The organism is Streptomyces sp. NPDC107550 (assembly GCF_055639095.1).
The window spans coordinates 80542-106452 of the sequence record NZ_JBVKBC010000011.1; the positions used below are offsets into that span (position 1 = coordinate 80542).

General features: G+C 73.5%; 25 protein-coding genes. 10 read left to right on the plus strand and 15 right to left on the minus strand.

What is annotated here, in order from left to right; genetic code table 11:
• Positions 1 to 124: 124 nt before the first annotated feature.
• Positions 125 to 2263 carry a VMAP-C domain-containing protein gene (locus tag ACZ7LY_RS17240; protein WP_471625424.1) on the minus strand — a complete coding sequence of 713 codons (2139 nt, stop codon included), beginning with the start codon at positions 2261 to 2263 and terminating at the stop codon, positions 125 to 127.
• A gap of 4 nt (positions 2264 to 2267) precedes the next feature.
• Positions 2268 to 2693: a CU044_2847 family protein gene (locus ACZ7LY_RS17245; RefSeq protein WP_471625425.1), complete on the minus strand. Its 426-nt coding sequence runs from the start codon at positions 2691 to 2693 to the stop codon at positions 2268 to 2270.
• Between the two features lie 327 nt (positions 2694 to 3020).
• On the opposite strand from ACZ7LY_RS17245, the gene qcrB reads away from it, so the two are divergent.
• Complete coding sequence (gene qcrB, locus ACZ7LY_RS17250; protein ID WP_471625426.1) at positions 3021 to 4661, plus strand: cytochrome bc1 complex cytochrome b subunit; 1641 nt, start codon at positions 3021 to 3023, stop codon at positions 4659 to 4661.
• Between the two features lie 118 nt (positions 4662 to 4779).
• Positions 4780 to 5847: an acyl-CoA dehydrogenase family protein gene (locus ACZ7LY_RS17255; RefSeq protein WP_471625427.1), complete on the plus strand. Its 1068-nt coding sequence runs from the start codon at positions 4780 to 4782 to the stop codon at positions 5845 to 5847.
• Between the two features lie 121 nt (positions 5848 to 5968).
• On the opposite strand, the gene ACZ7LY_RS17260 is transcribed toward ACZ7LY_RS17255, so the two are convergent.
• The gene (locus tag ACZ7LY_RS17260; RefSeq protein ID WP_471625428.1) at positions 5969 to 6889 is read right to left on the minus strand and encodes an SDR family oxidoreductase; all 921 of its coding nucleotides are present in this window, start codon (positions 6887 to 6889) and stop codon (positions 5969 to 5971) included.
• 21 nt (positions 6890 to 6910) lie between these two features.
• Positions 6911 to 7678 (minus strand): SDR family oxidoreductase, encoded by a 768-nt coding sequence (locus tag ACZ7LY_RS17265; RefSeq protein ID WP_471625429.1) that lies wholly within the window; start codon positions 7676 to 7678, stop codon positions 6911 to 6913.
• 57 nt (positions 7679 to 7735) lie between these two features.
• Here ACZ7LY_RS17265 and ACZ7LY_RS17270 point away from each other — a divergent pair, with 57 nt between their 5' ends.
• From ACZ7LY_RS17270 to ACZ7LY_RS17285, 4 genes are read left to right on the plus strand one after another with little or no spacing between them, the layout of a single operon-like run.
• The gene (locus tag ACZ7LY_RS17270; RefSeq protein ID WP_471625430.1) at positions 7736 to 8524 is read left to right on the plus strand and encodes an enoyl-CoA hydratase family protein; all 789 of its coding nucleotides are present in this window, start codon (positions 7736 to 7738) and stop codon (positions 8522 to 8524) included.
• A complete protein-coding gene (locus tag ACZ7LY_RS17275) occupies positions 8521 to 9399 on the plus strand; it encodes a CoA transferase subunit A (RefSeq protein WP_471625431.1) in 879 nt (292 codons plus the stop codon). The genes ACZ7LY_RS17270 and ACZ7LY_RS17275 overlap by 4 nt, the downstream gene beginning before the upstream one ends.
• Positions 9396 to 10145, plus strand: coding sequence for a CoA-transferase subunit beta (locus ACZ7LY_RS17280; protein ID WP_471625432.1), 750 nt, complete (start codon positions 9396 to 9398; stop codon positions 10143 to 10145). The genes ACZ7LY_RS17275 and ACZ7LY_RS17280 overlap by 4 nt, the downstream gene beginning before the upstream one ends.
• Positions 10146 to 10162: 17 nt before the next feature.
• Positions 10163 to 11209, plus strand: a complete 1047-nt coding sequence (locus tag ACZ7LY_RS17285) for an NAD(P)H-dependent flavin oxidoreductase (RefSeq protein WP_471625548.1) — start codon at positions 10163 to 10165, stop codon at positions 11207 to 11209.
• A 350-nt stretch (positions 11210 to 11559) separates the two neighbouring features.
• Here ACZ7LY_RS17285 and ACZ7LY_RS17290 read toward each other — a convergent pair whose 3' ends face one another.
• From ACZ7LY_RS17290 to ACZ7LY_RS17305, 4 genes are read right to left on the minus strand one after another with little or no spacing between them, the layout of a single operon-like run.
• On the minus strand, positions 11560 to 12717 hold the full coding sequence (locus ACZ7LY_RS17290; protein ID WP_471625433.1) for an acetyl-CoA C-acetyltransferase: 1158 nt from the start codon (positions 12715 to 12717) through the stop codon (positions 11560 to 11562).
• Between the two features lie 2 nt (positions 12718 to 12719).
• Positions 12720 to 13352 carry a TetR/AcrR family transcriptional regulator gene (locus ACZ7LY_RS17295; protein ID WP_471625434.1) on the minus strand — a complete coding sequence of 211 codons (633 nt, stop codon included), beginning with the start codon at positions 13350 to 13352 and terminating at the stop codon, positions 12720 to 12722.
• Positions 13345 to 14217 carry an SDR family oxidoreductase gene (locus ACZ7LY_RS17300; protein WP_471625435.1) on the minus strand — a complete coding sequence of 291 codons (873 nt, stop codon included), beginning with the start codon at positions 14215 to 14217 and terminating at the stop codon, positions 13345 to 13347. The genes ACZ7LY_RS17295 and ACZ7LY_RS17300 overlap by 8 nt, the downstream gene beginning before the upstream one ends.
• The gene (locus tag ACZ7LY_RS17305) at positions 14214 to 15401 is read right to left on the minus strand and encodes an acyl-CoA dehydrogenase family protein (RefSeq protein WP_471625436.1); all 1188 of its coding nucleotides are present in this window, start codon (positions 15399 to 15401) and stop codon (positions 14214 to 14216) included. The genes ACZ7LY_RS17300 and ACZ7LY_RS17305 overlap by 4 nt, the downstream gene beginning before the upstream one ends.
• Before the next feature lie 123 nt (positions 15402 to 15524).
• Here ACZ7LY_RS17305 and ACZ7LY_RS17310 point away from each other — a divergent pair, with 123 nt between their 5' ends.
• The 3 genes from ACZ7LY_RS17310 to ACZ7LY_RS17320 are packed head-to-tail and all read left to right on the plus strand — an operon-like array spanning position 15525 to position 18501.
• Positions 15525 to 16379, plus strand: a complete 855-nt coding sequence (locus ACZ7LY_RS17310; RefSeq protein ID WP_471625437.1) for an enoyl-CoA hydratase — start codon at positions 15525 to 15527, stop codon at positions 16377 to 16379.
• On the plus strand, positions 16379 to 17524 hold the full coding sequence (locus ACZ7LY_RS17315) for an acyl-CoA dehydrogenase family protein (protein ID WP_471625438.1): 1146 nt from the start codon (positions 16379 to 16381) through the stop codon (positions 17522 to 17524). Before ACZ7LY_RS17310 ends, ACZ7LY_RS17315 begins: the two co-directional genes overlap by 1 nt.
• Positions 17524 to 18501 (plus strand): acyl-CoA dehydrogenase family protein, encoded by a 978-nt coding sequence (locus tag ACZ7LY_RS17320; RefSeq protein WP_471625439.1) that lies wholly within the window; start codon positions 17524 to 17526, stop codon positions 18499 to 18501. The genes ACZ7LY_RS17315 and ACZ7LY_RS17320 overlap by 1 nt, the downstream gene beginning before the upstream one ends.
• Before the next feature lie 142 nt (positions 18502 to 18643).
• Here the strand turns inward: ACZ7LY_RS17320 and ACZ7LY_RS17325 are convergent, their stop codons facing one another.
• The 4 genes from ACZ7LY_RS17325 to hsaA are packed head-to-tail and all read right to left on the minus strand — an operon-like array spanning position 18644 to position 22162.
• Entirely contained in the window at positions 18644 to 19177 is a 534-nt protein-coding gene (locus ACZ7LY_RS17325; protein ID WP_471625440.1) for a flavin reductase family protein, read from the minus strand.
• Positions 19165 to 20076, minus strand: coding sequence for a VOC family protein (locus tag ACZ7LY_RS17330; RefSeq protein ID WP_471625441.1), 912 nt, complete (start codon positions 20074 to 20076; stop codon positions 19165 to 19167). The genes ACZ7LY_RS17325 and ACZ7LY_RS17330 overlap by 13 nt, the downstream gene beginning before the upstream one ends.
• A gap of 44 nt (positions 20077 to 20120) precedes the next feature.
• On the minus strand, positions 20121 to 20948 hold the full coding sequence (hsaD, locus tag ACZ7LY_RS17335; RefSeq protein ID WP_471625442.1) for a 4,5:9,10-diseco-3-hydroxy-5,9,17-trioxoandrosta-1(10),2-diene-4-oate hydrolase: 828 nt from the start codon (positions 20946 to 20948) through the stop codon (positions 20121 to 20123).
• A 26-nt stretch (positions 20949 to 20974) separates the two neighbouring features.
• Positions 20975 to 22162, minus strand: coding sequence for a 3-hydroxy-9,10-secoandrosta-1,3,5(10)-triene-9,17-dione monooxygenase oxygenase subunit (hsaA, locus tag ACZ7LY_RS17340; RefSeq protein ID WP_471625443.1), 1188 nt, complete (start codon positions 22160 to 22162; stop codon positions 20975 to 20977).
• Positions 22163 to 22443: 281 nt separating this feature from the next.
• Here hsaA and ACZ7LY_RS17345 point away from each other — a divergent pair, with 281 nt between their 5' ends.
• Positions 22444 to 23316 (plus strand): IclR family transcriptional regulator, encoded by an 873-nt coding sequence (locus tag ACZ7LY_RS17345; RefSeq protein WP_471625444.1) that lies wholly within the window; start codon positions 22444 to 22446, stop codon positions 23314 to 23316.
• A gap of 128 nt (positions 23317 to 23444) precedes the next feature.
• On the opposite strand, the gene ACZ7LY_RS17350 is transcribed toward ACZ7LY_RS17345, so the two are convergent.
• From ACZ7LY_RS17350 to ACZ7LY_RS17360, 3 genes are read right to left on the minus strand one after another with little or no spacing between them, the layout of a single operon-like run.
• Entirely contained in the window at positions 23445 to 24464 is a 1020-nt protein-coding gene (locus ACZ7LY_RS17350) for a 2Fe-2S iron-sulfur cluster-binding protein (protein WP_471625445.1), read from the minus strand.
• A 6-nt stretch (positions 24465 to 24470) separates the two neighbouring features.
• Positions 24471 to 24713 carry a hypothetical protein gene (locus ACZ7LY_RS17355; protein ID WP_471625446.1) on the minus strand — a complete coding sequence of 81 codons (243 nt, stop codon included), beginning with the start codon at positions 24711 to 24713 and terminating at the stop codon, positions 24471 to 24473.
• A gap of 5 nt (positions 24714 to 24718) precedes the next feature.
• Positions 24719 to 25867 carry a Rieske 2Fe-2S domain-containing protein gene (locus ACZ7LY_RS17360; protein WP_471625447.1) on the minus strand — a complete coding sequence of 383 codons (1149 nt, stop codon included), beginning with the start codon at positions 25865 to 25867 and terminating at the stop codon, positions 24719 to 24721.
• Positions 25868 to 25911 lie beyond the last annotated feature (44 nt).

Genomic DNA, 25911 nt, shown 5'->3' on the forward strand with positions numbered 1-25911 from the left:
ACCGGGGAACAGGGGCTGCACGACAGGACTCCCGGCCCGCGCCGGGCCGGCTCCCACGGACAAGGACGCGCGGCACGCCCCGGCCACCTGACACCGCGCCGCACCGGATTTCGGGCCGGCCCCCTCATGGCGTCGTCTCCTGCGGCTCCGACAGATGCAGCCGCGGCACGGACCGGTCGGCGTCCGCCCACGCCAGCACGGGCCGCCCCGGATGGTCGGCGGGGCTGGAGACCGTCTTCGCGCGGTAGGCGCGGACCCCGTCGGGCAACTCCCGCGTCGGCACGGGACCCACATGGTGCACGGCGTGCGACTCGGGCGCCGGATGCCGGTCCCACACCACCGCGGGCACCCCCACCGCCAGACACACCTGCACGATCGCCTCCCGCGCCTCACGCGGCACGTCCACCGCGACCCGCACCGCCTCGGAGTCCTCCAGGAGCGTGCCGTACACGGACCGCGCGTCGGCGTCCGGGCCGCGCACGACGAGGGTGCCGCCCGAGTCGATCCGCTGCCAGCGCCGCCGCCAGTCCGGCGTGAAACGCTCGTACTGGCGCCTGATCTCAGGGCAGTTGACCGTCAGCGGGAACTCCGCGCCGAGCACCCCCGGCACGAGGTCGTCGGGGTTGCCCTCCCACTCGTCGACCGGCAGGTTCAGCCCGGCCCGGTCGACCAGCACCTCCACCATCGGCCGCCTCTCGTCGGGGCACGACAGTGCCAGCGCCTCAAGCGTGCGCAGGATCTCGCGCGCCGCCTCGGTGCCCGTGTACGTGGTCGTGGACTGGGTCGACACCTGGCGCGGGCCCGCGCCCTCGTCGCACCACACCCGCATCCGGAACCGTTCGTGCGCGACCTGCCCGATCTCCACCAGGAGCCGCGCCCGCGCCGCCCGCCTGCGCTGCGACTGCGCCCACTCGCGGGCGTCCGAGCGGCGCTCCGCCAGCGCCGAGTGCGGGATGCCGAGCCGCCCGGCCACCGCCCCGTTCCACAGGTGCAGGCCCGAGCGCTGGGTCTCCGAGTGCATCGCCGCCAGGTACTCCACGACCCGCAGCAGGCCCGGCACGCGGGGCGAGCCCTCCTCGGAGCGGCTGTCGCCGTCCAGCGGCTCGATCCGGTCCAGGAGCGCGTCGAGCCCGGTCCCGTCGAGCCGCGCCGCCTTGGGCAGCGCCGCCCGCACCGCCTCCGCGAGCCGCGCCGGGGTGCCGGGGCCGAGCGCCGAGAGCAGTTGGTGCAACTGCGTGTGCTCACGGCGGGTCAGCAGCAGCGGGCCCGACGCGAGCCGGCCCGCGTCGAGGACCGCGTCCGCCATCGTCGGATAGCGGCGGCGCAGCCACTCGCTGAACGCGGGCAGCGCGCGCGGCGCCGACAGCAGGAACCCGACGAACTCCGACACGCTCGGCGGCGTCACCTCACTGCCCACGGACACATCGCACGCCTGCGCGATGTCCCGGGCCGCCTCCAGCCGGCTCATCCCGGACGGCAGCGCGCTGTCCAGCGCCGAGGACAGCAGCGCGAACGCCGTCTCGTCCACCTCGGGCCGCGGACCGGGCACGTCGATCAGCGCGCCCACGGCACGCAGTTCGCGCTCCGCCTGCTGCCAGGGGACGGCCCAGCTCCGCCGTACGACGTGCTGCGGATGGTGCCGCGCCGTCGCGCCGCCGGCCGGCAGGAACGCGGCGACGACCAGGCCCACGACGGCCCGTTCGTCGTCGCTCCACAGCGGGCCGCCGCTGTAGGCGGGCCCGATGGCCATGCCGGTGGGCTGCCCGTCGACGTAGCCGATCCGCCCGTCGCAGGCGGTGACCGTGCCGTCGGCGAACGTGCTGTCGTGGCCGCCGCCGTGCCAGGCGCGCACCTCCTGCCCGGCCCGCATCGCCGTCCGGTGCGGCGGTGCGGGCAGCAGCCGCTCGTGGGTGTCCAGGCGCAGCACGGCGAGATCGCCCCGCCACTCGGGGTCCACGCCGGCGCGCACCGGACCGCCGTCGGCGCGGCGCGGCGGCACCCAGTAGGCGACGTGCGCCGCGTACGGGAGTGCCTGCTCGCCGTGGACGACGGCCTGCACCGGGCGCGGTGCGGGCTGCCGCATGTCGAACTGGTCGCGGTCGAGCGCGTCGTTGACGACATGCGCGCAGGTCAGCACGAGCCCGGGGCCGATGATCAGGCCCGCGCCGCTGGCCTTGCCGCCCTCGGGGCCGCGTACGGTGACCGGGATCGCGGCCCGCTCCCTCCCGCCGGCCGCGGTCGGCGGCCGGAACCAGTGCCCCACGCCGTCAGTCCGTCCGCGCCGCCGGGGACCAGCTGGCGGTCACGCTCAGATGGGCCTGCGAGGAGCCGCCCACGATCCCCATCTTGAGGTCGCCGCCGACCTGGACGCCGAAGCTGACGGTGATCTCCGTGGGCGGGTTGGCGGTGCCGGTCATCGCGTCGTGCACCTCTTCGAGGAGCGGCCCGAGCGGGCGCAGGCTCTGGCGCAGCGCGCTCGTGGCGAACGACGCCACCGCCTGGCCGCCGCGCGAGACGGGCACCGCGGCGCCCATGCCCTCCGGCAGATCGGGCCCGTCGTCGCCCGGGTTGGGGGCGCCCGGGTCGGGGGCGCCGCCGCCGGGCGCGGCCGGTGTCCCCGGCGCGTCCAGCAGGAAGCGCACGCGGGTGCCGTCGGACAACTCCAGGTCCGGTAACTCCGTAGAGGCAGACATGCGGCTCATTGTGCCGAGGGGGACGGGGGCCGGGTAGCGCGGTCGCGGGCACAGTTACAAGATCGATGCGCTCGGTGACGCACCCGCCCGCCGCGACCGGCCTCCGCCCCCCTCAGCGTCCCCGCCCGAAGCGCCCGACGGCCCGCATCGGAAGCACCCCGAAGGCACCCCCAAACGCACGCCCCGAAGGCACACCCGAACGCACACCCCGAAGGCACCCCCCGAGAGCCCCGAAAGCACCCCCGAACGCCCTCTGTCCGAGCCGCGGGCCCCGCTCTACGCTGACAGGACCTCGTCCTGTGACGAGGACCCGACAAGGGGGGCGGTATGAGCGAGGAACGCGGACGCGCCCGAGGAGACAGGCCCGCCGGCGAGCGCGTCGCCGACTGGGCCGACAGCAGGCTCGGGCTCTACACGATCGCCAAGTCCCAGATGCGCAAGGTGTTTCCCGACCACTGGTCGTTCATGTTCGGCGAGATCTGCCTCTACAGCTTCCTGATCCTCGTCCTCACCGGCGTCTATCTCACCCTCTACTTCCAGCCGAGCACCGCCGAGGTCGTCTACGACGGTACGTACGTGCCGCTCAAGGGCGTCGTCGTCTCGCAGGCGTACGCCTCGACCGTCGACATCAGCATGGAGGTGCGCGGCGGGCTGCTCATCCGGCAGCTCCACCACTGGGCCGCGGTCGTGTTCGTCGCCGCGATGCTCGCGCACATGATGCGGGTCTTCTTCACCGGCGCGTTCCGCAAGCCGCGCGAGCTGAACTGGCTGTTCGGCTGGACCCTGTTGATGCTCGGCATCGTCACGGGCCTCACCGGCTACTCGCTCCCCGACGACCTGTTGTCCGGCACCGGCCTGAAGTTCGCGCAGGGCGCCGTCCTCGCGGTGCCCGTCGTCGGTACGTACCTGTCGATGTTCCTGTTCGGCGGCGAGTTCCCCGGCGACGACTTCATCGCGCGGCTGTACCCGATCCACATCCTGCTGCTGCCCGGGCTCATGCTCGGCCTGGTCGCCGCGCACCTCATCCTCGTCTTCCACCACAAACACACCCAGTTCGCGGGGCCCGGGCGCGGCGAGCGCAAGGTGGTCGGCGCGCCGTTCCTGCCGGTGTACGCGGCGAAGGCCGGCGGCTTCTTCTTCCTCGTCCTCGGCGTCCTCGCGGTCATGGCCGCCGTCGCCACGATCAACCCCGTGTGGGCGTTCGGCCCGTACCGTACGGATCTGGTCACCACCGGCGCCCAGCCGGACTGGTATCTCGGCTTCTCCGAGGGCCTGATCCGGGTGATGCCCGGCTGGGAGATCAATCTGTGGGGCCACACGCTGGAACTCGGCGTGTTCCTCCCCTTCGCCCTGTTCCCGCTGATCATGATGGTGATGGCGGTGTACCCGTTCGTCGAGGCGTGGGTCACCGGCGACCGCCGCGAGCACCACGTCGCCGACCGCCCCCGCAACCACCCGGTGCGCACCGGCCTCGGTGTCGCCTGGCTCGCCCTGTACGGGGTCCTGCTCGTCGGCGGCGGCAACGACATCGTGGCTACGCGCCTGCACCTGTCCATCAACGCCATCACCTGGTCGGTGCGGATCGGGTTCTTCGTCGTCCCCGCCCTCGCCTATCTCGTGACGCACCGTGTGTGCAACGGACTTCAGCTCCGCGACCGCGAGAAGACCCTGCACGGCCGCGAGACCGGCATGATCCGCATGCTGCCGCACGGCGAGTTCATCGAGGTCCACGAGCCGCTGACGCGCGGCGAGCTGTACACCCTGACTTCCCACGAGCAGCCCGTGCCCTACGAGTTGGGGCCGCGCGTCGACGAGAACGGCGTGGCCCGCCGGTTCACCGTGCGCCAGCGGCTACGGGCCCGGCTCGCCCGCGCGATGTACGGGCCCGGCACGTACGTACCGAAGGTGACCGCGGAGGAGTACCGGGCGCTGCACGCGGGCTGGCACGAGTCCGAACGCGTCGACTGACGCCCGCTGTTCCCGGCTGCCGGGAACGGGCGGCGGCGCCCGCGCGGCACCTCTGCTTGCCTGGGCGATTCACGGTTCACGGTCCAACATGCACGTTGGAGAAGAAGGGGCGGCAGCGGTGAGACTCGCCGAGGAGCATGAGGAACTGGCGGTCGCGGTACGGTCGCTGCTGGCGCGGCACGAGGGCGCTGCGGCCTGGCGCCCCCTGGTCGAGCAGATCGGCGTCGGCGCGCTCGGCATCCCCGAACAGTACGGGGGAGCGGGCGCCGGAGCGGTCGAACTCCACGTGGTGGGAGAGGAGTTGGGCAGGGTGCTGAGCCCCGTCCCCTTCCTCTCCCGGGCCGTGCTCGCGCCCCGCGCCCTGCTCGCCGTCGGCGGGCACGACGCCTGCGCGGAGCTGCTGCCGAGGCTCGCCGACGGGACGCTCGGAGCGGCGCTCGCCTGGGCGGACGCGGGCGGCTGGGACCCCGCGGCGCTCACCGCCCGGGCCGACCGCGAACCGGGCTGCGCCACCTGGGAGTTGACCGGCGTCAAGAACTACGTCCTGGACGCCGAGGGCGCCGACCTGTTCCTCGTCGCCGCGCGCACCGAGCAGGGGCCGGCCCTGTTCCGCGTCGCCGCCGACGCGCCCGGGGTACGCGTGACGCACGTACCGGCGATGGACGCGACCCGACCGCAGGCCACGCTGACGCTCACGGGAGCGCGGGCGCGGCTCCTCGGCACGGGCGCCGACCTGCTGGAGAGCGTGCTCGCGGACGCGTGCCGGGCGCTGGCGTCGGAGGCGGTGGGCGTCGCGGCGCACGCGCTGGACGCGACCGTCGCCTACGCGAAGACGCGGGTGCAGTTCGAACGCCCCATCGGCTCGTTCCAGGCGGTCAAGCACCGCCTCGCGGACCTGTACGTGGAGGTGGAGGCGGCCCGCTCCCTCGCCCTGGCCGCGGCCCACGCCGCCGACGAGGAGTCCCCGGCCCGCGCGCGGATGCTGGCGGCGGCGGCGAAGTCGGCGGCGACGGAGGCGTGCGCGACGGCCACCGGCGAGATGATCCAGCTCCACGGGGGCATAGCGATCACCTGGGAACACGAGTCCCACCGCTACTTCAAACGCTCACACGCCCTCACCCACCTATTCGGCACACCGAGGTGGCATCGGGGACGGCTGGACGCGGGGGAGTTGCTGGGGGCGTAGAGAGCCCCGGGCCTAAGAGGCGGGCGGGAGCCCCTGGGGGCGTAGATCCCAGGGGCCGCAGGAGCGGGTCGCGCCTGGAAGGTGGTGGCCTCTCCTGGCCCGGGGCGTTCCTCCCGGCGTCCTACCGCGCCCCGTAGACCGGAGACGGCTGGCGGGCTTTCGACAAGAGGGTGTTGGCCGCTTCGCCCGCTTCCTTCGGGGTCCAGCGGGTGTTCTTGTCGACCGTGGGGCCGGGGTGCCAGCCCTCCATGATCGTGATGCGGCCGCCCTCCGCCTCGAAGACGCGGCCCGTGACGTCGGCGGAGGCGGCGGAGCCGAGCCAGACGACGAGGGGGGAGACGTTCTCCGGGGCCATCGCGTCGAACGCCCCGCTGCCCGCCTCCGGCGCTGCCATCGTCGCCGCGAACGTCTCCTCCGTCATCCGCGTCCGCGCGGCCGGCGCGATGGCGTTCACCGTCACCCCGTACGCCGCGAACTCCGCCGCCGCGACCAGCGTCAGACCGACGATGCCCGCCTTCGCCGCCGCGTAGTTGCCCTGGCCGACGCTGCCCAACAGGCCCGCCCCGGACGTGGTGTTGACGACGCGGGCGGCGCGCGGGCGGCCCGCCTTGGACTCCGCCCGCCAGTACGCCGCCGCGTGCCGCATCGGCAGGAAGTGGCCCTTCAGATGGACGCGCATCACCGCGTCCCAGGCGTCCTCGTCGAGGTTGACGAGCATCCGGTCGCGCAGGAACCCCGCGTTGTTGACCAGCGTGTCCAGCGCCCCGAACGTGTCCAGGGCCGCCGCGACGAGCGAGGCCGCGCCCTCCTCCGACGCGATGTCCCCGTGGTGGCTGACCGCCTCGCCGCCCGCCGCCGCGATCTCCGCGACGACCTTCCGCGCGGGCGAGTCCGGGTCCTTCGCGCCGTCCAGGCCGACCCCGAGATCGTTCACGACGACCTTCGCGCCCTGCGCCGCGAACGCCAGCGCGTGCGCCCGGCCCAGGCCCCGCCCGGCGCCGGTGACCGCGACGACGCGCCCCTCGCACAGCTTCTCGCTCATGTCCAACTCCCTAAATTCGGCTCAGTGGTTGACGGTCGCCGCCGCCAGGAACGCGGGGCGCTCCCCGCCGCCGTGCAACTGGAGCGATGCGCCGGTGACGTACGCGGCGCGCGGCGAGGCGAGGAAGACGCAGGCCGCGCCGACGTCCTCCGGTTCGGCGAGCCGCCCGAGCGGCACCGTGCGGGCGACCGCCGCGACGCCCTCCTCGTCGCCGTAGTGCAGATGCGTGCTCTCGGTGCGGACCATGCCGAGGACGAGCGTGTTGACCCGCACCGCCGGCGCCCACTCCACGGCCAGCGAGCGGGCCAGATGCTCAAGCCCCGCCTTCGCCGCCCCGTACGCGGCCGAGCCCGGCGAGGGACGGCTGCCGCTGACGCTGCCGATCATCGTGACCGAGCCGCCGCCCGGCTGCTCGCGCATCACCGCGTGCGCCGCGACGGCCGCGTGCATCGGCGCCAGCAGGTTCAACTCCACGATCCTGCGCATCCGTTCGGGACTCTGGTCGGCGGCGAGTCCGTACGGGCCGCCGCCCGCGTTGTTGACCAGCGCGTCCAGGCTCCCGTACGCCTGCGCGACCTCCGCGAACAGGTCGCGGGTCGCCTCCAGGTCCCGTACGTCGAGCCTGCGGAACTCCGCGCTCGCGCCGCACGGCGCCCGGACCGGCCGCTCGGGCGGGGTGCGCGCGCAGACCACGACCCGGGCGCCCTCGGCGAGGAAGGCGCGGGCGATCCCGGCGCCGACGCCGCGCGTGCCGCCGGTGACGACCACCGTCTGTTGCTCGTGCGTCATCACTGCTACCTTCTCGTCAACTAACAAATGTTTGGTAGGAAGGTAGCGGATTCGCTGATGCCTGTCTCCCTCTCGTACGCGGAAAGCTCCGGGGCCGCCGGTCCCGGCTCCCCGGCGGACAAGGCGATCGCGGTCGTCGACGTCGACTTCCCGCCGGTCAACGCCCTGCCGGTGGCCGGCTGGCACGACCTCGCCGACACGCTGCGCGCCGCCGGCCGCGACCCCGACGTGCGCTGTGTACTGCTGACCGCCTCCGGCCGGGGCTTCAACGCCGGGGTCGACATCAAGGAACTCCAGCGGGAGCCCGGGCACGCCGCGCTGATCGGCGCGAACCGGGGCTGCGCGGAGGCGTTCGCCGCCGTCTACGAGTGCGAGGTCCCCGTCGTCGCGGCCGTGCAGGGGTTCTGCCTCGGCGGCGGCATCGGCCTCGTCGGCAACGCGGACGCCATCGTCGCCTCCGACGACGCCGTGTTCGGCCTGCCCGAGCTGGACCGGGGCGCGCTCGGCGCCGCCACCCACCTCGCCCGGCTCGTCCCGCAGCACCTCATGCGCACCCTCTACTACACCTCGCGCACCGCGACCGCCGCCGACCTGCACGCCCACGGCTCGGTCTGGCAGGTCGTCCCCCGCGCGGAACTGCCCGCCGCCGCCCTCGGCCTCGCCCGCGAGATCGCCGCCAAGGACGGATACCTGCTGCGGCTCGCCAAAGCCGCGATCAACGGCATCGACCCCGTCGACGTACGCCGCAGCTACCGCTTCGAGCAGGGCTTCACCTTCGAGGCGAACCTCAGCGGCGTCGCCGACCGCGTCCGCGACACCTTCGGCAAGGAAGGCGCATCCGCATGAGCGACGACACCCGCCCCACCAAGGTCATGACCCCCGAGCAGGTCGTGAGCCGGCTGCGCAGCGGCATGGCCCTCGGCATCGGCGGCTGGGGCTCGCGCCGCAAGCCGATGGCGCTGGTCCGCGCCCTGCTGCGCAGCGACGTCACCGACCTGACCGTCGTCTCCTACGGCGGCCCGGACGTCGGCCTGCTCGCCGCCGCGGGCAAGATACGCCGCCTGGTCGCGGCCTTCGTCACCCTCGACACCATCCCCCTGGAGCCGCATTTCCGCGCCGCACGCGAGCAGGGACGTATCGAACTGACCGAGATCGACGAGGCGATGTTCATGTGGGGGCTGCGCGCCGCCGCGAACCGCCTGCCGTTCATGCCGGTCAGGGCCGGACTCGGCTCGGACGTCATGCGGGTCAACCCCGAGCTGCGGACGGTCACTTCACCGTACGAGGACGGCGAGACGTTCGTCGCCATGCCCGCCCTGCGCCTCGACGCCGCGCTCGTCCACGTCAACCGCGCCGACGCCCACGGCAACGGCCGCTACCTCGGGCCCGACCCGTACTTCGACGACCTGTTCTGCGAGGCCGCCGACGAGACGTACCTGTCCTGCGAGCGGATCGTCGGCCCCGCCGAACTCGCCAAGGGCGGCCCGCCGCAGTCCCTGCTGATCAAACGGCACCGCGTCACCGGCGTCGTCGAGACCCCGAACGGCGCCCACTTCACGTCCTGCGCGCCCGACCACGACCGCGACGAGGCGTTCCAGAAGCTGTACGCGACCACACCGTACGAGGAGTTCCGCGCGCGGTTCCTCGACGGCGACGAACAGGCGTACCAGGACGCCGTACGCGCCTGGCACGAGGAGCAGGAAGGCGGCATCGCCCGATGACCGCGACCACCACCGAAGGCGTCACGCGCGCCGACCACTGCGTCATCGCCTGCGCCGAGGCGTGGCGCGGCAGCGGCGAGATCCTCGCCAGCCCCATGGGCCTGATCCCCGGCATCGGCGCCCGGCTCGCCCGCCGCACCTTCGCCCCCGGCCTGCTCCTCACGGACGGCGAGGCCACCCTCGTCGGGCCCGGCGGCGAGGCCGAGGGCTGGCTGCCGTACCGCCAGCACCTGGAGTTCGTCACACGCGGGCACCGGCACGTGATGATGGGCGCCAGCCAGCTCGACCGGCACGGCAACCAGAACATCTCCTGCATCGGCGACTGGGCCCGCCCCACCCGCCAGCTCCTCGGCGTACGCGGCGGACCCGTCAACACCCTGAACAGCGCGACGAGTTACTGGGTGCCGAAACACTCCCGGCGCGTCTTCGTGGAGAAGGTCGACATGGTCAGCGGCGTCGGCTACGACAGCGCGACGGCGGCCGGGCCCTCCGCGACCCGTTTCCACCGCATCCCGCGCGTCGTCACCGACCTCGCCGTCCTCGACTTCGAGACCCCGGACCGCCGCATGCGGATCGCCTCCCTGCACCCCGGTGTCAGCGTCGACGACGTGCGCGCGGCGACCGGATTCGACCTTGTCGTCCCCGACGGCGTACCCGTCACCCGCTCTCCGAGCGATGAGGAACTGCGGTTGATCCGCGAGGAGTTGGACCCCAAGGGGCTGCGCCACCGCGAGGTGCCCGCGTGAGCGGCGGGCCGGTCGTGCTGGAGACCCCGCTGACCAAGCTCGTCGGCGTCCGGCACCCGATCGTGCAGACCGGCATGGGCTGGGTCGCGGGCCCGCGTCTCGTGTCGGCGTCGGCGAACGCGGGCGCCCTCGGCGTCCTCGCCTCCGCCACCATGACCGTCGACCAACTCCGTTCCGCTGTACGGGAGGTGAAGTCCCGTACGGATCAGCCCTTCGGGGTGAACCTGCGCGCCGACGCCGGGGACGCCCGCGAGCGGGTCCGCGTCATCATCGACGAGGGCGTCAAGGTCGCCTCGTTCGCGCTGGCGCCCTCCCGCGAGCTGATCGCCGAGCTGAAGGACGCGGGCGTCGTCGTCATCCCCTCCATCGGTGCGCGCCGGCACGCCGAGAAGGTCGCCGCGTGGGGCGCCGACGCGGTCGTCGTCCAGGGCGGCGAGGGCGGCGGGCACACCGGGGAGGTGGCGACGACCGTGCTGTTGCCGCAGGTCGTGGACGCCGTCGACATCCCGGTCGTCGCCGCCGGCGGCTTCCGGGACGGGCGGGGGCTTGTCGCCGCGCTCGCGCACGGTGCCGCGGGTGTGGCCATGGGTACGCGGTTCCTGCTCACGTCCGACTCGACGGTCCCGGACGCGGTGAAGGACCGGTACCTGAAGGCCGGGGTCAAGGACATCACGGTGACGACGGCTGTCGACGGGCTCCCGCACCGCATGCTCCGTACGGAACTCGTCGCCTCACTGGAGCGGGCGGGGCGGCCGGCGGCGCTGGTGCGGGCGGTGCGGCACGCTTCGGCTTTTCGGAAGGTGTCCGGGATGAACTGGGCCCGCATGGTCCGCGACGGGCTCGCCATGCGGCACGGCAAGGAACTGACGTGGAGTCAGGTGCTGCTTGCCGCGAATACGCCGATGATGTTGAAGCGGGCGATGGTGGACGGGGACCCGCGCGGTGGGGTCATGGCCGCGGGGCAGGTGGCGGGGCTGCTCGTTGACCTGCCGTCCTGCCAGGAGTTGGTGGACCGGGTCATGGCTGAGGCCGGTGAGGCGTTGGGCCGTCTGCGGGGGCTATGAGGGGGGTGCGGCGGAACTTTGCGGGTGCGGGTACGTCGTGGCTGGCCGCGCAGTTCCCCGCGCCCCTGGGTGGCAGCCCCTTCGGGTGGGTTCTTCGTCCCCGGCTTGCGTCGTGGCTGGCCGCGCAGTTCCCCGCGCCCCTGAGGAGCTGGGCTGAGCGCCAATTTCCAGCCCCTCAGGCGATTGAGGAGCGGGTCCTGGGGCGGAGCCCCAGAGTGCGGGGTGCGTCGTGGCTGGGCGCGCAGTTCCCCGCGCCCCTGAGGGGCTGGGCTGAGCGCCAATTTCCAGCCCCTCAGGCGATTGAGGAGCGGGGGCTGGGGTGGCGCCCCAGGCCACGCCCCCTCCGGTTCTTACAGGCGTTCGATGATCGTGACGTTCGCCTGGCCCCCGCCCTCGCACATCGTCTGGAGGCCGAACCGGCCCCCGGTACGCTCCAGTTCGTTCAGCAGGGTCGTCATCAGCTTCACGCCCGTCGCGCCGAGCGGATGGCCGAGCGCGATGGCGCCGCCGTTGACGTTGACCTTCTCCGGGTCCGCGCCCGTCTCCTTCAGCCAGGCGAGGACGACCGGCGCGAACGCCTCGTTGATCTCGACCAGGTCGATGTCGCCGAGGCTCATCCCGGTCTTCTTCAGCGCGTACGCCGTCGCGGGGATCGGCGCCGACAACATCCGGATCGGGTCCTCGCCGCGCACCGAGAGGTGGTGGATACGGGCGCGCGGGGTCAGCCCGTGTTCCCGTACGGCCCGCTCAGAAGCGATCAGCATCGCCGCCGCGCCGTCCGAGACCTGCGAGGAACAGGCCGCCGTGATCGTGCCGCCCTCCAGGACCGGCGCGAGCTGCGCCATCTTCTCCAGCGTCGTGTCCCGGCGCGGCCCCTCGTCCGCCGTCACCTCTCCGTACGCGACCGTCTCGCGCGCGAAGCGGCCCTCGTCGATGGCGCGGACGGCCCGCTGGTGCGAGCGCAGCGCCCACTCCTCCATGTCGCGGCGGGAGATGCCCCACTTCTCGGCGATGAGCTGCGCGCCGTGGAACTGGTTGACGGGCTGCGTCCCGTACCGCGCCCGCCAGCCCGCGCTGCCCGCGTACGGGCCTTCCGTGAGCCCGAGCGGTTCGGCGGCCTGCCGGGACGCGAACGCGATCGGGATCATCGACATGTTCTGCGTGCCGCCCGCGACCACCAGGTCCTGCGTGCCGGACAGGACGCCCTGCGCGGCGAAGTGGACCGCCTGCTGGGACGAGCCGCACTGGCGGTCCACGGTCACGCCCGGCACCTCCTCGGGCAGTCCGGCCGCCAGCCAGCAGGTGCGCGCGATGTCGCCGGCCTGCGGGCCCACCGTGTCCAGGCAGCCGAAGACGACGTCCTCGACGGCCGCCGGGTCGATGCCCGTCCGCTCGACCAGCGCGGTCAGCACATGCGCGCCCAGGTCTGCCGGGTGCACGGCGGACAGTCCGCCCTTGCGCCGGCCGACCGGGGTACGGACGGCATCGACTATGTATGCCTCGGTCATCGTCAACTGCCTTTCGTGGAAGGTTCGGTGGCTGCCGCGAGCCGCGCGGCGCGGTCGGAGATGCCGTCCAGGACCATCGCCAGGTACTGCGCGGCGACGGCCTCGGCGGTGTAGCGGCCGCCCGGCCGATACCAGGAGCCCGCCACCCACACCGTGTCGCGCAGGAAGCGGTAGGCGAGCCGTACGTCCAGGTCGGCGCGGAAGTCGCCCTCGGCGACGCCCCGTTCGAGCGTCGTGCGCCAGGCCCGCTCGAACCCGCGCTGCGCCTCCCCGAGGAACGTGAAGGGTTCGTGCGCGGCGAGCTGCCGCGCCTCCTTCTGGAAGACGGCGACGGCCGGGCCGTGCCGGTCGATCTCCCGGAACGACTCGGTGACCAGGCCCGCGAGCGTCGCCCGCGGCCCGAGCGCCGGGTCGTCGAGGACGGTGCGGTAGCCCGCCCACAGGTCCGTCAGGAAGGTCCGCAGGATCTCCTCCAGCATCGCCTCCTTGGAGTCGAAGTGGTAGTAGAGGCTGCCCGCGAGCAGCCCCGCCCGCTCCGCGATCACCCGTACGGTCGTCGCGCTGTAGCCCTGCTCGGCGAAGACCCCGGCGGCGACGGCCAGCAACTCGGCGCGGCGCGCGGCCCGTTCACGCATGCCGGTCGCTGACGGAGAGCACCTCGCCCGTCAGATACGAGGAGTAGCCCGACGCCAGGAACACGATGACATTGGCGACCTCCCACGGCTCGGCCCACCGCCCGAACGCCTCCCGCGCGGTCAGCTCGTCCAGCACCTGCGGCGAGGTCACCTTCACCAGATGCGGGTGCATGGCGAGCGACGGCGACACGGCGTTGACCCGGATGCCGTGCGGGGCGGCCTCCACGGACGCGCACCGGGTCAGCGCCATCACGCCGGCCTTCGCGGCGGCGTAGTGCGCCTGCCCGGCCTGCGCCCGCCAGCCGAGCACGGAGGCGTTGTTGACGATGACACCGCCGCCGCCCGTCGCGCGCATCCGGCGCAGCGCCTCGCGCGTGCAGCGGAACGTGCCGGTGAGCGTCACGTCGATGACCTTCGCCCACTGCTCGTCGCTCATCTCGGTCAGCTCGGCGGTGCCGCCGAGGCCCGCGTTGTTCACGACGATGTCCAGGCCGCCGTGCGCCTCGTCCGCCAGCGCGAACAGCGCCCGCACCTGCTCCTCGTCCGTCACATCGCAAGGGGCGCCCGCGACCCGGTCCGCGCCGAACTCCTCGGCGAGCGCCTTCACGGTCTCCTCCGTGCGGCGCGCGTGGGCGTCCCCGACGACGATCCGGGCGCCCTCCTCCAGGAAGCGCCGGGCGGTCGCGCCGCCGATGCCCGCGCCCGCCGCCGCCGTGATCACCGCCGTCCGCCCGGCGAGCAGCGCGTGCCCGGGCTCGTACGCGGGCGGCGCGCTCACCTCCGTACGCGCACCGGTGGCCGCCTGCTGTCCGCGCGGTGCGCCACTCACACGGTCACTCACGCCGTCACTCATGCTGTCGCTCATGCGCGTACTCCCTTGGGCTCCTTGGGCAGACCGAGCACGCGCTCGGCGATGACGTTGCGCTGGATCTCGTTGGACCCGGCGTAGATCGTGTCGGCGCGGGTGAACAGGAACAGCCGCTGCCACTCGTCGAGTTCGCCATCGTCGCCCGCGAGCGTGCCGCCCGCGCCGACGACGTCCATGGCGAGTTCGCCGAGGGCGCGGTGCCAGGTCGCCCAGTAGATCTTCGCGGTGGACGCCTCCGGTCCCGGCGCGCCCGCGGCGACCCCGCTGAGCGTGCGCAGGGCCGTCGCCCGGATCGCCTCAAGTCCGATGCCCGCGCGGATCAGACGGTCGCGCAGCAGCGGGTCGTCCCAGGCTCCATTGGTGCGGGCCAGCTCGGTGAGGCGGGACAACTCGCGCTGGAAGCCGACCTGTTGGCCGAGGGTGGAGACCCCGCGCTCGAAGCCCAGCGTCGCCATGGCGATCCGCCAGCCGTCGCCGCGCCCGCCCACGAGGTGGCCCGCGTCGGTGCGCGCCCCGTCGAAGAACACCTCGTTGAACTCGCTTGTCCCGGTGAGCTGCTTGATGGGCCGGACCTCGACGCCCGGCTGGTCGAGGGGCACGAGCAGATACGACAGGCCCGCGTGCCGGCGCGCACCCGGCTCGGTGCGGGCCACGACGAAGCACCACTGCGACTCGTGCGCGAGCGACGTCCACACCTTCTGGCCGTGCACCACCCACTGGCCATCGGTCAGCTCGGCCCGGGTGCGCACGGCCGCGAGGTCGCTGCCCGCGTCCGGCTCGCTGTACCCCTGGCACCACAGCTCCTCGACGGTCACGATCGGCGGCAGGAAGCGGGCACGCTGCGCGTCGGTGCCGAACGCGATGAGCGTCGGCCCGAGCAACTGCTCGCCGATGTGGTTGACCCGCGCCGGCGCGTCGGCCCGGGCGTACTCCTCGTGGAAGGCAACCTGCTGCTCCAGCGTCGCGCCCCGGCCGCCGAACTCCTCCGGCCAGCCCACGCACGTCCAGCCGTGCGCCGCCATGTGCCGCTCCCAGGCGAGCCGCCCCGCGAACTCCTCGTGCTCCCGCCCTGGCCCGCCGCGCCCCTTCAAGGCGCCCCATTCACCGGCGAGTTGGTCGTCCAGCCAGGCGCGCGCCTCGGCCCTGAAGCGTGTCACGTCACCGCCGTGCGGTCCGCTCATCGACTGCCCTCTTCCCGAGCCTGCCGTCCGCGCCCGTCCCGCTTCGTGGGGGCCGGGCGCTCGACGGATGTCCGAGCCGGAGGTTAATCTACCAAACACTTGTTAGGGAAGGGGAGCTGTCACATGACCACCACCGAGGACGCCGACGTCGTCCTGTACGCGACCGAAGGGCCGCTGGCGACGATCACCCTGAACCGCCCGCGCTACCGCAACGCCCAGAACTCGGCGATGACGTACGCCCTGGACCGCGCCTTCTACCGGGCCGCCGACGACCCGGACGTCAAGGCCGTCGTCCTCGCCGGGGCAGGTGACCACTTCAGCGCCGGACACGACATCGGCTCGCCCGGGCGCGACGCCCATCTGCCCTTCGAGCGCAAGGCCGGCCTGTGGTGGGACCACAGCGACAAGCAGGGCGCCGAGAGCCGCTACGCCCGCGAGTCCGAGGTCTACCTCGGCATGTGCCGCCGCTGGCGCGAACTGCCCAAGCCCGTCGTCGCCTCCGTCCAAGGGGCGTGCGTGGCGGGCGGGTTGATGCTCGCGTGGATCTGCGACCTGATCGTGGCGAGCGACGACGCCTTCTTCGCTGACCCGGTCGTCCGCATGGGCATCCCCGGCGTCGAGTACTTCGCCCACCCCTGGGTCATGCCGCCGCGCATCGCCAAGGAATTCCTCTACACCGGCGACCGCATGCCCGCCGACCGCGCCCACCAGCTCGGCATGGTCAACAAGGTCGTGCCCCGCGCCGACCTCGCGGACGCCACCCGCGAACTCGCCCTGCGCATCGCCAAGATGCCCCGCATGGGACTCGCCCTCACCAAGCGCGCCGTCAACCAGGCCGAGGACCTCCAGGGCCTGCACAGCGGCCTCGACTCCGTCTTCGGCCTCCACCACCTCGCCCACGCCCACAACGCGGAGACGGCCGCCGACTCCCTCGGCGGCATGGACGTCGACCGTATGAAGAAGGAGGCGAGCGCCTGATGGACCTCGCGACCGACCCCGCCGACCGCGCCTTCGCGGACGAGGCCCGCGACTGGCTCGCCGCCCACGTGCCCGCGGAGCCGCTGCCCTCCCTGGAGACCGAGGAGGGTTTCGCCGCGCACCGCGCCTGGGAGGCCCGCCTCGCCGCCGACCGCTGGTCCGTCGTCTCCTGGCCCGAGCGCTACGGGGGCCGCGCCGCCTCCCTCGTACGCTGGCTGCTGTTCGAGGAGGTCTACTACGCGTCCGGCGCCCCCGGCCGCGTCAGCCAGAACGGCATCAACCTGCTCGCCCCCACCCTCTTCGACTACGGCACCGAGGAGCAGCGCGCCCGCGTCCTGCCCGCCATGGCGAGCGGCGAGACCGTCTGGGCGCAGGCATGGTCCGAGCCCGAGGCCGGCTCCGACCTCGCCTCGCTGCGCTCCACCGCCCGCCGCACCGAGGGCGGCTGGCTGCTCAACGGGCAGAAGACCTGGTCGTCGCGGGCCGCGTTCGCCGACCGGGCCTTCGGCCTGTTCCGCAGCGACCCCGGCGCGGACCGCCCCCACCGCGGCCTGACGTACCTCATGTTCGACCTGCGCGCGCCCGGCGTCACCGTACGGCCCGTCGGACGCCTCGACGGCAAGCCCGCCTTCGCGGAACTCTTCCTCGACGACGTGTTCGTGCCCGACACCGACGTCATCGGCGAGCCCGGCCAGGGCTGGCGCATCGCCATGTCCGCCACCGGCAGCGAACGCGGCCTGACCCTGCGCTCGCCCGGCCGCTTCCTCGCCGCCGCCGACCGCCTCGCCCGCCAGTGGGCCGAGGCCGCCGACCCCGCCGACACCGCCCTGCGCGACCGGGTCGCCGACGCCGTGATCGGCGCCCGCGCCTACGAGCTGTTCACCTGGGCACATGCGAGCCGCGCCCTCGCGGGCGAGGACATCGGCGCCGAGTCCAGCCTCAACAAGGTCTTCTGGTCCGAGTACGACGTCGCCCTGCACGAGTGCGCGCTCGACCTCGAAGGCCCGGCCGGGAATCTCGCGGACGGCCCCTGGGCGGAGGGATACGTCTTCTCCCTCGCCGGACCCATCTACGCGGGCACCAACGAGATCCAGCGCGACATCATCGCCGAGCGCCTGCTCGGCCTGCCGAAGGGACGGCGCTGATGCGTTTCCTGCTCGACGACGAACAGCGGGACTACGCCCGCACCCTCGACGCCCTCCTCGGCGCCGACACCCCCGCCGTCGCCCGCGCCTGGGCCGCCGGCGACCCCGGCCCGGGCCGCGCGCTGTGGCGGCGGGCCGCCGGCACCGACCTGTTCGCCCTCGCCGTCCCCGAGGAGTCGGGCGGCCTCGGCGACCTGCGCGTCGAACTCGCCGTCGCCTTCGAACAACTGGGCCGCCACGCCGTCCCCGGCCCCTACGCCGAGACCGTCGCCGCCGCCCGCCTGTACGCGGCGCTCGACCGCAAGGACCTCCTGGACGCCCTGCTCGCCGGCGACGCGCCGACCACCCTGGCCGCACCCGGCACCGGCCCCGGCGCCCTCGACGCCGACGCCGCCGACACCCTCCTCGACCTGCGCGAAGAGGGCGGCGCCTGGACGCTCGCCGTCGCCCACGGACACGGGCCCGTGCGCCCGGGCCTCGACGCCGCCCGCCGCCACGCCGACCCGCTGCCCGGCGGCACGCTCGTCGCCGAGGGCGAGGCCGTCCGCGCCGCCTACGCCGATGCCGCGCACCTCGCCCGCCTCGCCACCGCCGCCCAGGCACTCGGCGTCGGCCGCGCCCTGCTGGAGCGGACCGTCGCCTACGTCAAGCAGCGCACCCAGTTCGGCACCCCCATCGGCGCCTTCCAGGCCGTCAAACACCGCCTCGCGGACACCCTCGTCGGCCTGGAGTTCGCCCGCCCCCTCGTCCTCGGCGCCGCCCTCACCCGCGACCCCGCCGACCTGGCCGCCGCCAAATGTGCGGCGAGCGAAGCCGCGTACGCCGCCGCCCGCACCGCGCTGCAACTGCACGGCGCGCTCGGCTACACCGCCGAGTTCGACCTCAGCCTGTGGCTGACCAAGGCCCGCGCCCTGCGCACCGCCTGGGGGAGCCCCGCCCGCTGCCGCGCCGACGTGCTGGCCGCCCGCGCCGCCTGACGGCACGCGGAGAGGGGCCGCACCCGCCACCGGGTCCGGCCCCTCTCCGCGTCCTCACCGCGGCACATCGTCCTCATCGAGGTACAGCGTTCTCACCGAGGTACATCGTCCTCACCGCGGCACGTCGGTCACCACGTCACGCTCACAGCCAGTCGCTGAGGACCTCGCGCTCCTGCTCCCGCCCGAAGTTCCCCGTGCCGAAGCCCGACCGGTAGAACAGCAGCGGACGGCCCGTCGGACGCGCCGACAGCTCCTCGACCCGCCCGATCACCATGTCGTGGTCGCCCGCGCCGACCGCGTCGTGCACCGAGCAGTCCAGATGCGCGAGCGCCCCCTCGATCCGTACGCCACCGCCCTCACCGGCGTGCCAGCGCACCCCGGCGAACTTGTCCGGGCCCGGCCGCCCGAGCTTGCGGCACACGTCCTTCTGGTCGTCCGCGAGGATCGACACCGTGAACCGGCCCGTCGGGCGCAGCCGGGCCCAGCTCGTCGAGGTCCGCGCCACGCACGCCACCACCAGCGGCGGGTCGAGCGACAGCGACGCGAACGACTGGCAGGCGAGACCCGCGGGCAGGCCCGACGCGTCGAGGCCCGCGAGGACCGTGACCCCGGACGCGAACCGGCCGAGCGCGTCGCGGAAGTCCCGTACCGCGAACGGCACCGTCAGCCGTTCCACTCGTGGCCCCACAGGCTGTCCGACGTGATCTCCTTCGCCGTCCACGTCGCCGGGTCCACGACCAGGCCGTCCCAGCCGTACTCGACCTGGAAGCCGCCTGGGGCCTGCGCGTAGAAGGACACCATGTGGTCGTTGGAGTGCCGGCCGAGCGACGACGCGATCGGGATGCCCGCCTGCTTCATCCGGTCCAGGCCGTAGCCCACGTCGTCCAGGGTCTCCAGCTCGACCATGAAGTGCACGATCCCCGGCGGCAGCGCCCCCGGGTACAGGCCGAGGCTGTGGTGGCGCCGGTTGGGGGAGAGGAAGTGCATGCGGTACGTGTCCTGCCCGGGCCGGCCCGTCGGCACCGCCACCGGTGGCAACCGCATCGAGTCCCGGAGCTGGAAGCCGAGGACCCGCTCGTAGAAGTCGAGCGTCTCCTCCACCTCCACGGCGGGCAGCACCACATGCCCGAGGCCCAGCGAACCCGGCGCGTCCGGCGTCCCGGTCACGAAGCGGTTGCCGTACGGGGTGCCGAGCGGGGTGTGGTCCTGCGCCTGCCCCCAGTACAGCTCGACCGGGTTGCCGGCCGGGTCGTCGAAGAGGAGCGCGCCCTGCACGCGCCGGTCGGCGAGGAGCGCCGCGTCCGCCTCCTTCACGGCCACGCCATGGCCCTCCAGCTCGGCGCGGGCCGCGGCGAGGGCCGCCGCGTTCGCCACCTCGAACCCGGCGGCGAGCAGCCGGTCGCTCGCGCCGGCCACGAACTGGAAGCGGTGGACACGGTCGTCGATACGCGTGTTGAGCTGGGTGTCCGTCGAACCCTGGGCCTCGACCATGCCGAGGATGTCCAGGACGTAGGTGCGCCACGCGGGCAGGTCGGTGGTCTCGATGCGCAGATAGCCGAGCGCGCGGATGTCCATGTCGGTCCCTTGAACTCGAAGGAGGGGCGGGGGAGTTTGGGGGCTCAGTGCGTGAAGAAGTCGACGGCGAGCCGGTTGAACTCGTCGAACTTCTCCGTCTGCGCCCAGTGCCCGCAGCGCGGGAAGACGTGCAGCCGCACATCGGGGATGGTCTTCAGGGCGACCAGCGCGCCGTCGATGGGGTTCACACGGTCCTCGCGCCCCCAGGTCAGCAGCACCGGCTGCGTCAGCCGGTGCGCCTCGCGCCACAACATCGTCCGCTCGGCCCACGCCGGGTCGGCGAACGAGGCGCCCATGCGGGTCGCGCCGAGCCGCGCGTCGGGATCGACGGCCTGCGCATAGCGCTCCTCGACGAACGCGTCCGTGACGACGGCCGTGTCGTAGGCGAGCGTCGACAGGAAGTCCCGCATCTGCTCCCGGGTCGGCTCGGCCGCCGCGTTGAACGCGAACAGCTTCTTGATGCCCTCGGTCGGGTCCGGCGCGAACAGGTTCACGGAGATGCCGCCCGGCCCCATCAGCAGCAGCCGGCGCGCCCGGTCCGGGAAGTCCAGGGCGAGCCGCGTCGCCGTACCGCCGCCGAGCGAGTTCCCGACGAAGTCCGCCTGTGCGATGCCGAGTTCGTCGAGGGCGGCGACGACCGTGCGGGCCGAGAACGTGAAGTAGTCGGTGTCCGGCTCGGGCTTGTCCGTACGGCCGAAGCAGGGCTGGTCGATCAGCAGCGTGCGCAGCCCGGCCGCCGCGAACGGGGCCAGGTTGCGGCCGAAGTTGGACCAGGCGGAGGCGCCGGGGCCGCCGCCGTGCAGCATCACGACGACCGGCCCGTCCGCGGGGCCCGCCTCGTGGTAGTGGACGGTGAGACCGTTCGCTTTCACGGTCCGCGAGGTTTCCTGATACGTCGTCACAGCATCGTGTCCTGAACGTCGAGTCCCAGCGTGATCTGGCCGTGCATCATCAGCGCCCGCTCCGGGTCGTTCGCCGCGTGCCCGCGCCCGGTGTGGCAGTCCCGCCAGGCGCGCTGCACCGGATTGCCGCCCACCCGCATCGCGTTGCCGCCCGCGTTCTCCATCAGCAGGTCCACCGCCTCCGTGCACCGCTCGGTGGCGAGCACCTGATCGCGGCGGGTGCGGCCGCGCAGCTCCAGCGGCAGCTCCTCGCCGCGCTCGGCGTGCGCGTACAGCTCGGCGATGTTGCGCCGCAGCAGCGCCCACGCCGCGTCGATGTCGCTGCCCGCCCGCGCGATCCGCACCTGCGCGAACGGGTCCTCGGCCACCCGCTGCCCGTACGAGACCCGGATGCGCTCCCGTGTCGTGTTCACGTACGCCGTGTACGCGCCCTGCGCGATGCCGGTGATCGGCGTGGAGATCGTCGTCGTGAACACCGACGCGTACGGCAGCCGGTACACCGGCTCAGGGTTGACCGCGTGGCCCGGCACGTCGAGCGCGGTCACCGGGCCGAACGAGAGCGCGCGGTGCTCGGGCACGAACACGTCGTCCACGACGATGTCGTTGGAGCCCGTGCCGCGCAGCCCGACCGTGTCCCACACGTCGTCCACGGTGTACTCCGGGCGCGGCAGCAGGAACGTGCGCATGTCGACCGGCTTGCCCTCGGCGTCCAGGACCAGGCCGCCGAGCAGCACCCACTCGCAGTGGTCGCAGCCCGACGAGAAGTGCCAGCGCCCCGAGATCCGGAAGCCGCCCTCGACGACGGTGACCTTGCCCGTCGGCGCGTACGAGGACGAGATCCGGGTGTCGGCGCGCTCGCCGTCCTCCCCCCACACCTCGGCCTGCGCCTTCGGGTCGAACAGGGCCAGGTGCCAGGGGTGCACCCCGACCACGGACGCGACCCAGCCGGTCGAGCCGCACGCCTGCGCGATCTCGCGGACCGCGTCGAAGAAGACGGTCGGGTCGGCCGCGTACCCGCCGAACCTGCGGGGCTGGAGCAGCCGGAAGAAGCCGGCCGCGGCCAGGTCCTTGATGCTGGCCTCGGGCACCTTGCGCTGCGCCTCGGCGTCGGCGACCCGCTCGCGCAGCGCGGGCAGCAGCGCCCGCACGGCGTCCAGGACGGCGGCGGTGGAGTCCTGACTCATGTGACCCCCTAGGGGAGTTCTCGGGGTGGAGGTGATCGGTGTCCGCGAACGTACGGCGGGCGGCGCGGGTGCCAGAAGCGGCCGTTCCCGGTGAGCGGGAAGGGCCCCGCGCCCGCCGCGCCGCCGCTTCCCGGCCGCCCGCGCCGCACCCGAAGGTATTTCTAATAGAAATAGTTCGTGCGCGGTGCTTCCCGGCGCGCCGGGCGGCGTGGCATCGTCCGGACCATGCCGCCCCACGCGGCCGCTCACCATCCGGACACCCGCTGAACTGGGGGTTTGCTGTGCTTGAAGCCGTCATCGAGCAGCCCGTCGCGGCGTCGCCGCTGTCCTTGCTCCAGAAGGCGGAGAGAGTCCTCGGGGCCTTCGACGCCACCCATCCCAGGCTCTCGCTGACCCAGGTCATCCAGCGCTCCGGGCTCAGCCGCTCGTCCGCGCACCGCATCCTCGACCAGCTCGTCCAACTGCGCTGGCTGGACCGCGAGGGCCGCGACTACCGCATGGGCATGCGCATCCTGGAGCACGGCGGACTCGCCGTCCACCACAACCGCCTGGTCCGCGCGGCCCTCCCGCTCCTCGACGAACTCCACGACACCACCGGCCGCCTCGTCCAGCTCTACGTACTCGACGGCACCGACGTCGTCTGCCTGGAGCGCATCGGCGCCCTGGAGGACCAGGCGCTGCCCAGCCGCGTCGGCGCCCGGCTGCCCGCCCACTGCACCGCCGCAGGCAAGGCCCTGCTCGGCTTCGGCGCCCCCGCCGACGTGCGGCGCGTGATCGACGCGGGGCTGCACGCCCGCACCGCGCGCACCGTGACCCGGCCGCACCTGCTGCGCGGGCAGCTCGCCGAGGTGCGCGAGAGCGGTATCGCCTACGACCGCGAGGAGACCTTCCGCGGCCTGGTCTGCGCCGCCGTCCCGCTGCGCGGCGCGGGCCGGGCCGTCGCCGCCGTCTCCGTCTCCGGCATGGGCGGGCAGCGGGCCCTCGAACGCCTCGCGCCGCTGCTGCACTCCACCGCCCGCGCCATCTGGGGCCGGCTCTACGGTCCCGGACGCGCCGCCCATCGCGCGGCGCAGCCCGTGGAGACGCCGGCGCCGCATCTGCCCGACGCGATGGACGCCGTACTGAGCTGGGCCCGCTCCGGCAACTGGATGTGAGGGGCGGGACGGTTATAGGTGGGGGCGGGGCAGGGTGTCCGTGCGGGGCAGGGTGTCCGGCGTGAGGGCAGGGTGAAGGGGCGGGGCGTCTTCGGGCGTCCCGCCCCTTCACCCCGCCCACCGGCGCGCTACTCGTACGTCGCCTCCACATGGGCGCTGAGCGGCAGCGCCTGGCACGCGAGGACATAGCCGTCCGCGATGTCCTCGTCGTCGAGCACGTCGTTGCGGGCCATCTTCACCTCGCCGGACTCCACCCGGAGACAGCACGCGCTGCATGCCCCCTCGCGGCACGAGTACGGCGCCCCGACGCCCGCCGCGAGCAGCGCGTCCAGCAGCGGTGTCTGCCGGGGCCAGGGCACGCGGTGCCGCTCCCCGTCCAGGAGCACGTCCGCGCTGGCCGCGTCCGCGTCGGCTTCCTGGGCCTCCCGGGGCTCTTGCGGCTCCCGGGGCGCGGCGGCGAACACGTCGTCGCCGAGGGAGAAGTAGCGCTCCCGGTGCACCGAGCGCGGCGAGGCGCCCGCCGCCGTCAGCGCGTCCCGTGCCGCGTCCATCAGCGGCACCGGCCCGCACAGGAACGCCTCGCGGGAGGCGTAGGGGGCGACCAGCGCGGTCAGGTCCGCCCGCGTCGGCAGGCCCTGGAGCGACTCCAGCCAGTGCGTGACCGTCAGCCGTCCCGGACGCAGCGCCGCCAGCTCCCGCAGCCGCCCGGCGTGGATGACGGACGCCTCGTCGCGGTTGGCGTACACCAGCGCGACCCGGCCGGCGCCCGCGTACAGCACCGACTCGGCGATCGACAGACACGGGGTGATGCCCGAACCGCCGGCGACCAGCAGCACGTCCGCGTCCAGCGACGCCGGCGTGAACGTGCCGCCCGGGGGCAGCGCCTCCACCTCGTCACCGGCGCGCAGCCGCTCGCACAGCCACCCGGACCCGGCGCCGCCCGGCACCCGTTTCACCGTCACCCGGGGCAGCCGCCCCGCGTGCGGCGACCCGGCCAGCGAGTAGCAGCGGGCGCCGCCGCCCGGCAGCCGCAGGGTGAGGAACTGCCCCGGGCGGTACGGGAGATCGGGCGCGTCGAAGACGACACTGACGGCGTCGGCGGTCTCCCGTACGACCTCGGCCACCGTCAGGCGCAGCGGCTCAGGCACCCCCGCTCACCGCCCCGGCACCGGCTCGGCGGGGCGCGCCGTCACGGTCAGCCGGCCGCACGCCACCGCGTCCCGGACGGCCTCGCGCAGCTCCGCGCACCCGCGCACCCGGCCGGGCAGTTCCCCCCGCTCCGCGATCCGGGGACAGGAGGCCGCGCTCTCGCTCGTCCACTGCACCTGGAGGTGGACGTCACTGAACTTCTCGCACAGCACCTGCGTACCGCAGGCGCCGCACTCGACGGGGACCACGGCGCTCACTCCTCGCGGGCCGCGAGGTTCGCGGCGACCTCGGCCCGCCACGCCTCACCGGCGTGCCGGGTGTCCACCTCGAACTCGAAGCGGCGCACCATCTCGTCCTTGACGTCGGCGGCATCGACGTAGAACTGCTCGTACCAGCGCCGCAGTTGATACACCGGGCCGTCCTCCTCGGTCAGGAGCGGGTTGTCGATGCGGGTCTTGTTCCGCCAGATCTCCACGTCCTGCTCGAAGCCCTTGGCGAGCCCCACCGACGTCTGCTCGGCGGCGTACGCGGCCTGTTCGTCGGTCATCCCGGGAAGCTTCTTCACGATCGCGCCGTACATGAGGACGAACGAGTCGGCGTCCACCGGGTAGTGACAGTTGATCAGCACCGACTCCATTTCCACCCCGCCCCCGACATCGCTCCACAGCTTGTCGATCATGTACGAGGGGCCGAAGTACGAGGCGTCCGAGCGCAGCCCGCCCGCCCCCGACAGGGTGTCCATGGCCACGTCCGGGCGCGGCGCCGACTCCATGTACTGGGTGGCGACATGGCCGTCGAAGACGTTCTTGAAGTACGTGGGGAACGAGTAGTGCACGTAGTAGAAGTGCGCCATGTCCACGATGTTGTCGACGATCTCGCGGCAGTGGGAGCCGGAGACGTGGATCGCGTTCCACGACCAGTCCGACCACGCGCCCGCGTCCGGGCCGTGCACGCCCTCGATCTCCGGGATCTCCAGCTCCGGCGGCGGCGCCGCGCCCTCCGGGTCGTGCCACACGTAGAGCTGCCCGTTGCGCTCCCGGCTCGTCCACGCGCGCGTGCGGGCGCGCGGCGGGACCCGGCGCGCGTACGGGATCGCGGCGCAGCGGCCCGTGTCGCCCTTCCACCGCCAGTCGTGGAACGGGCAGGCGACCGTGTCGCCCTTGACCGTGCCGTGCGCGAGGTTGCCGCCCATGTGGGGGCAGTACGCGTTCAGCACGTGCAGCGTGTCGTCGTCCTCGCCCGCGAAGACGACGAGCTTGGTGCCGAACGCGCTGACCTCGTGGGGCCCGCCGTCGCGGAAGTCGCGGGCGAGCCCGAGGCAGTGCCAGCCCCGCGCGTACCGGGCGGGCGCCGTGCCCGCGTCGATGACCCGCACCTCGTCGTGCCGATCCTGTGTCGTCATGGCGACAACTCCCTTGTCGGAGAACCCTGGTGAGAGAACCGCTG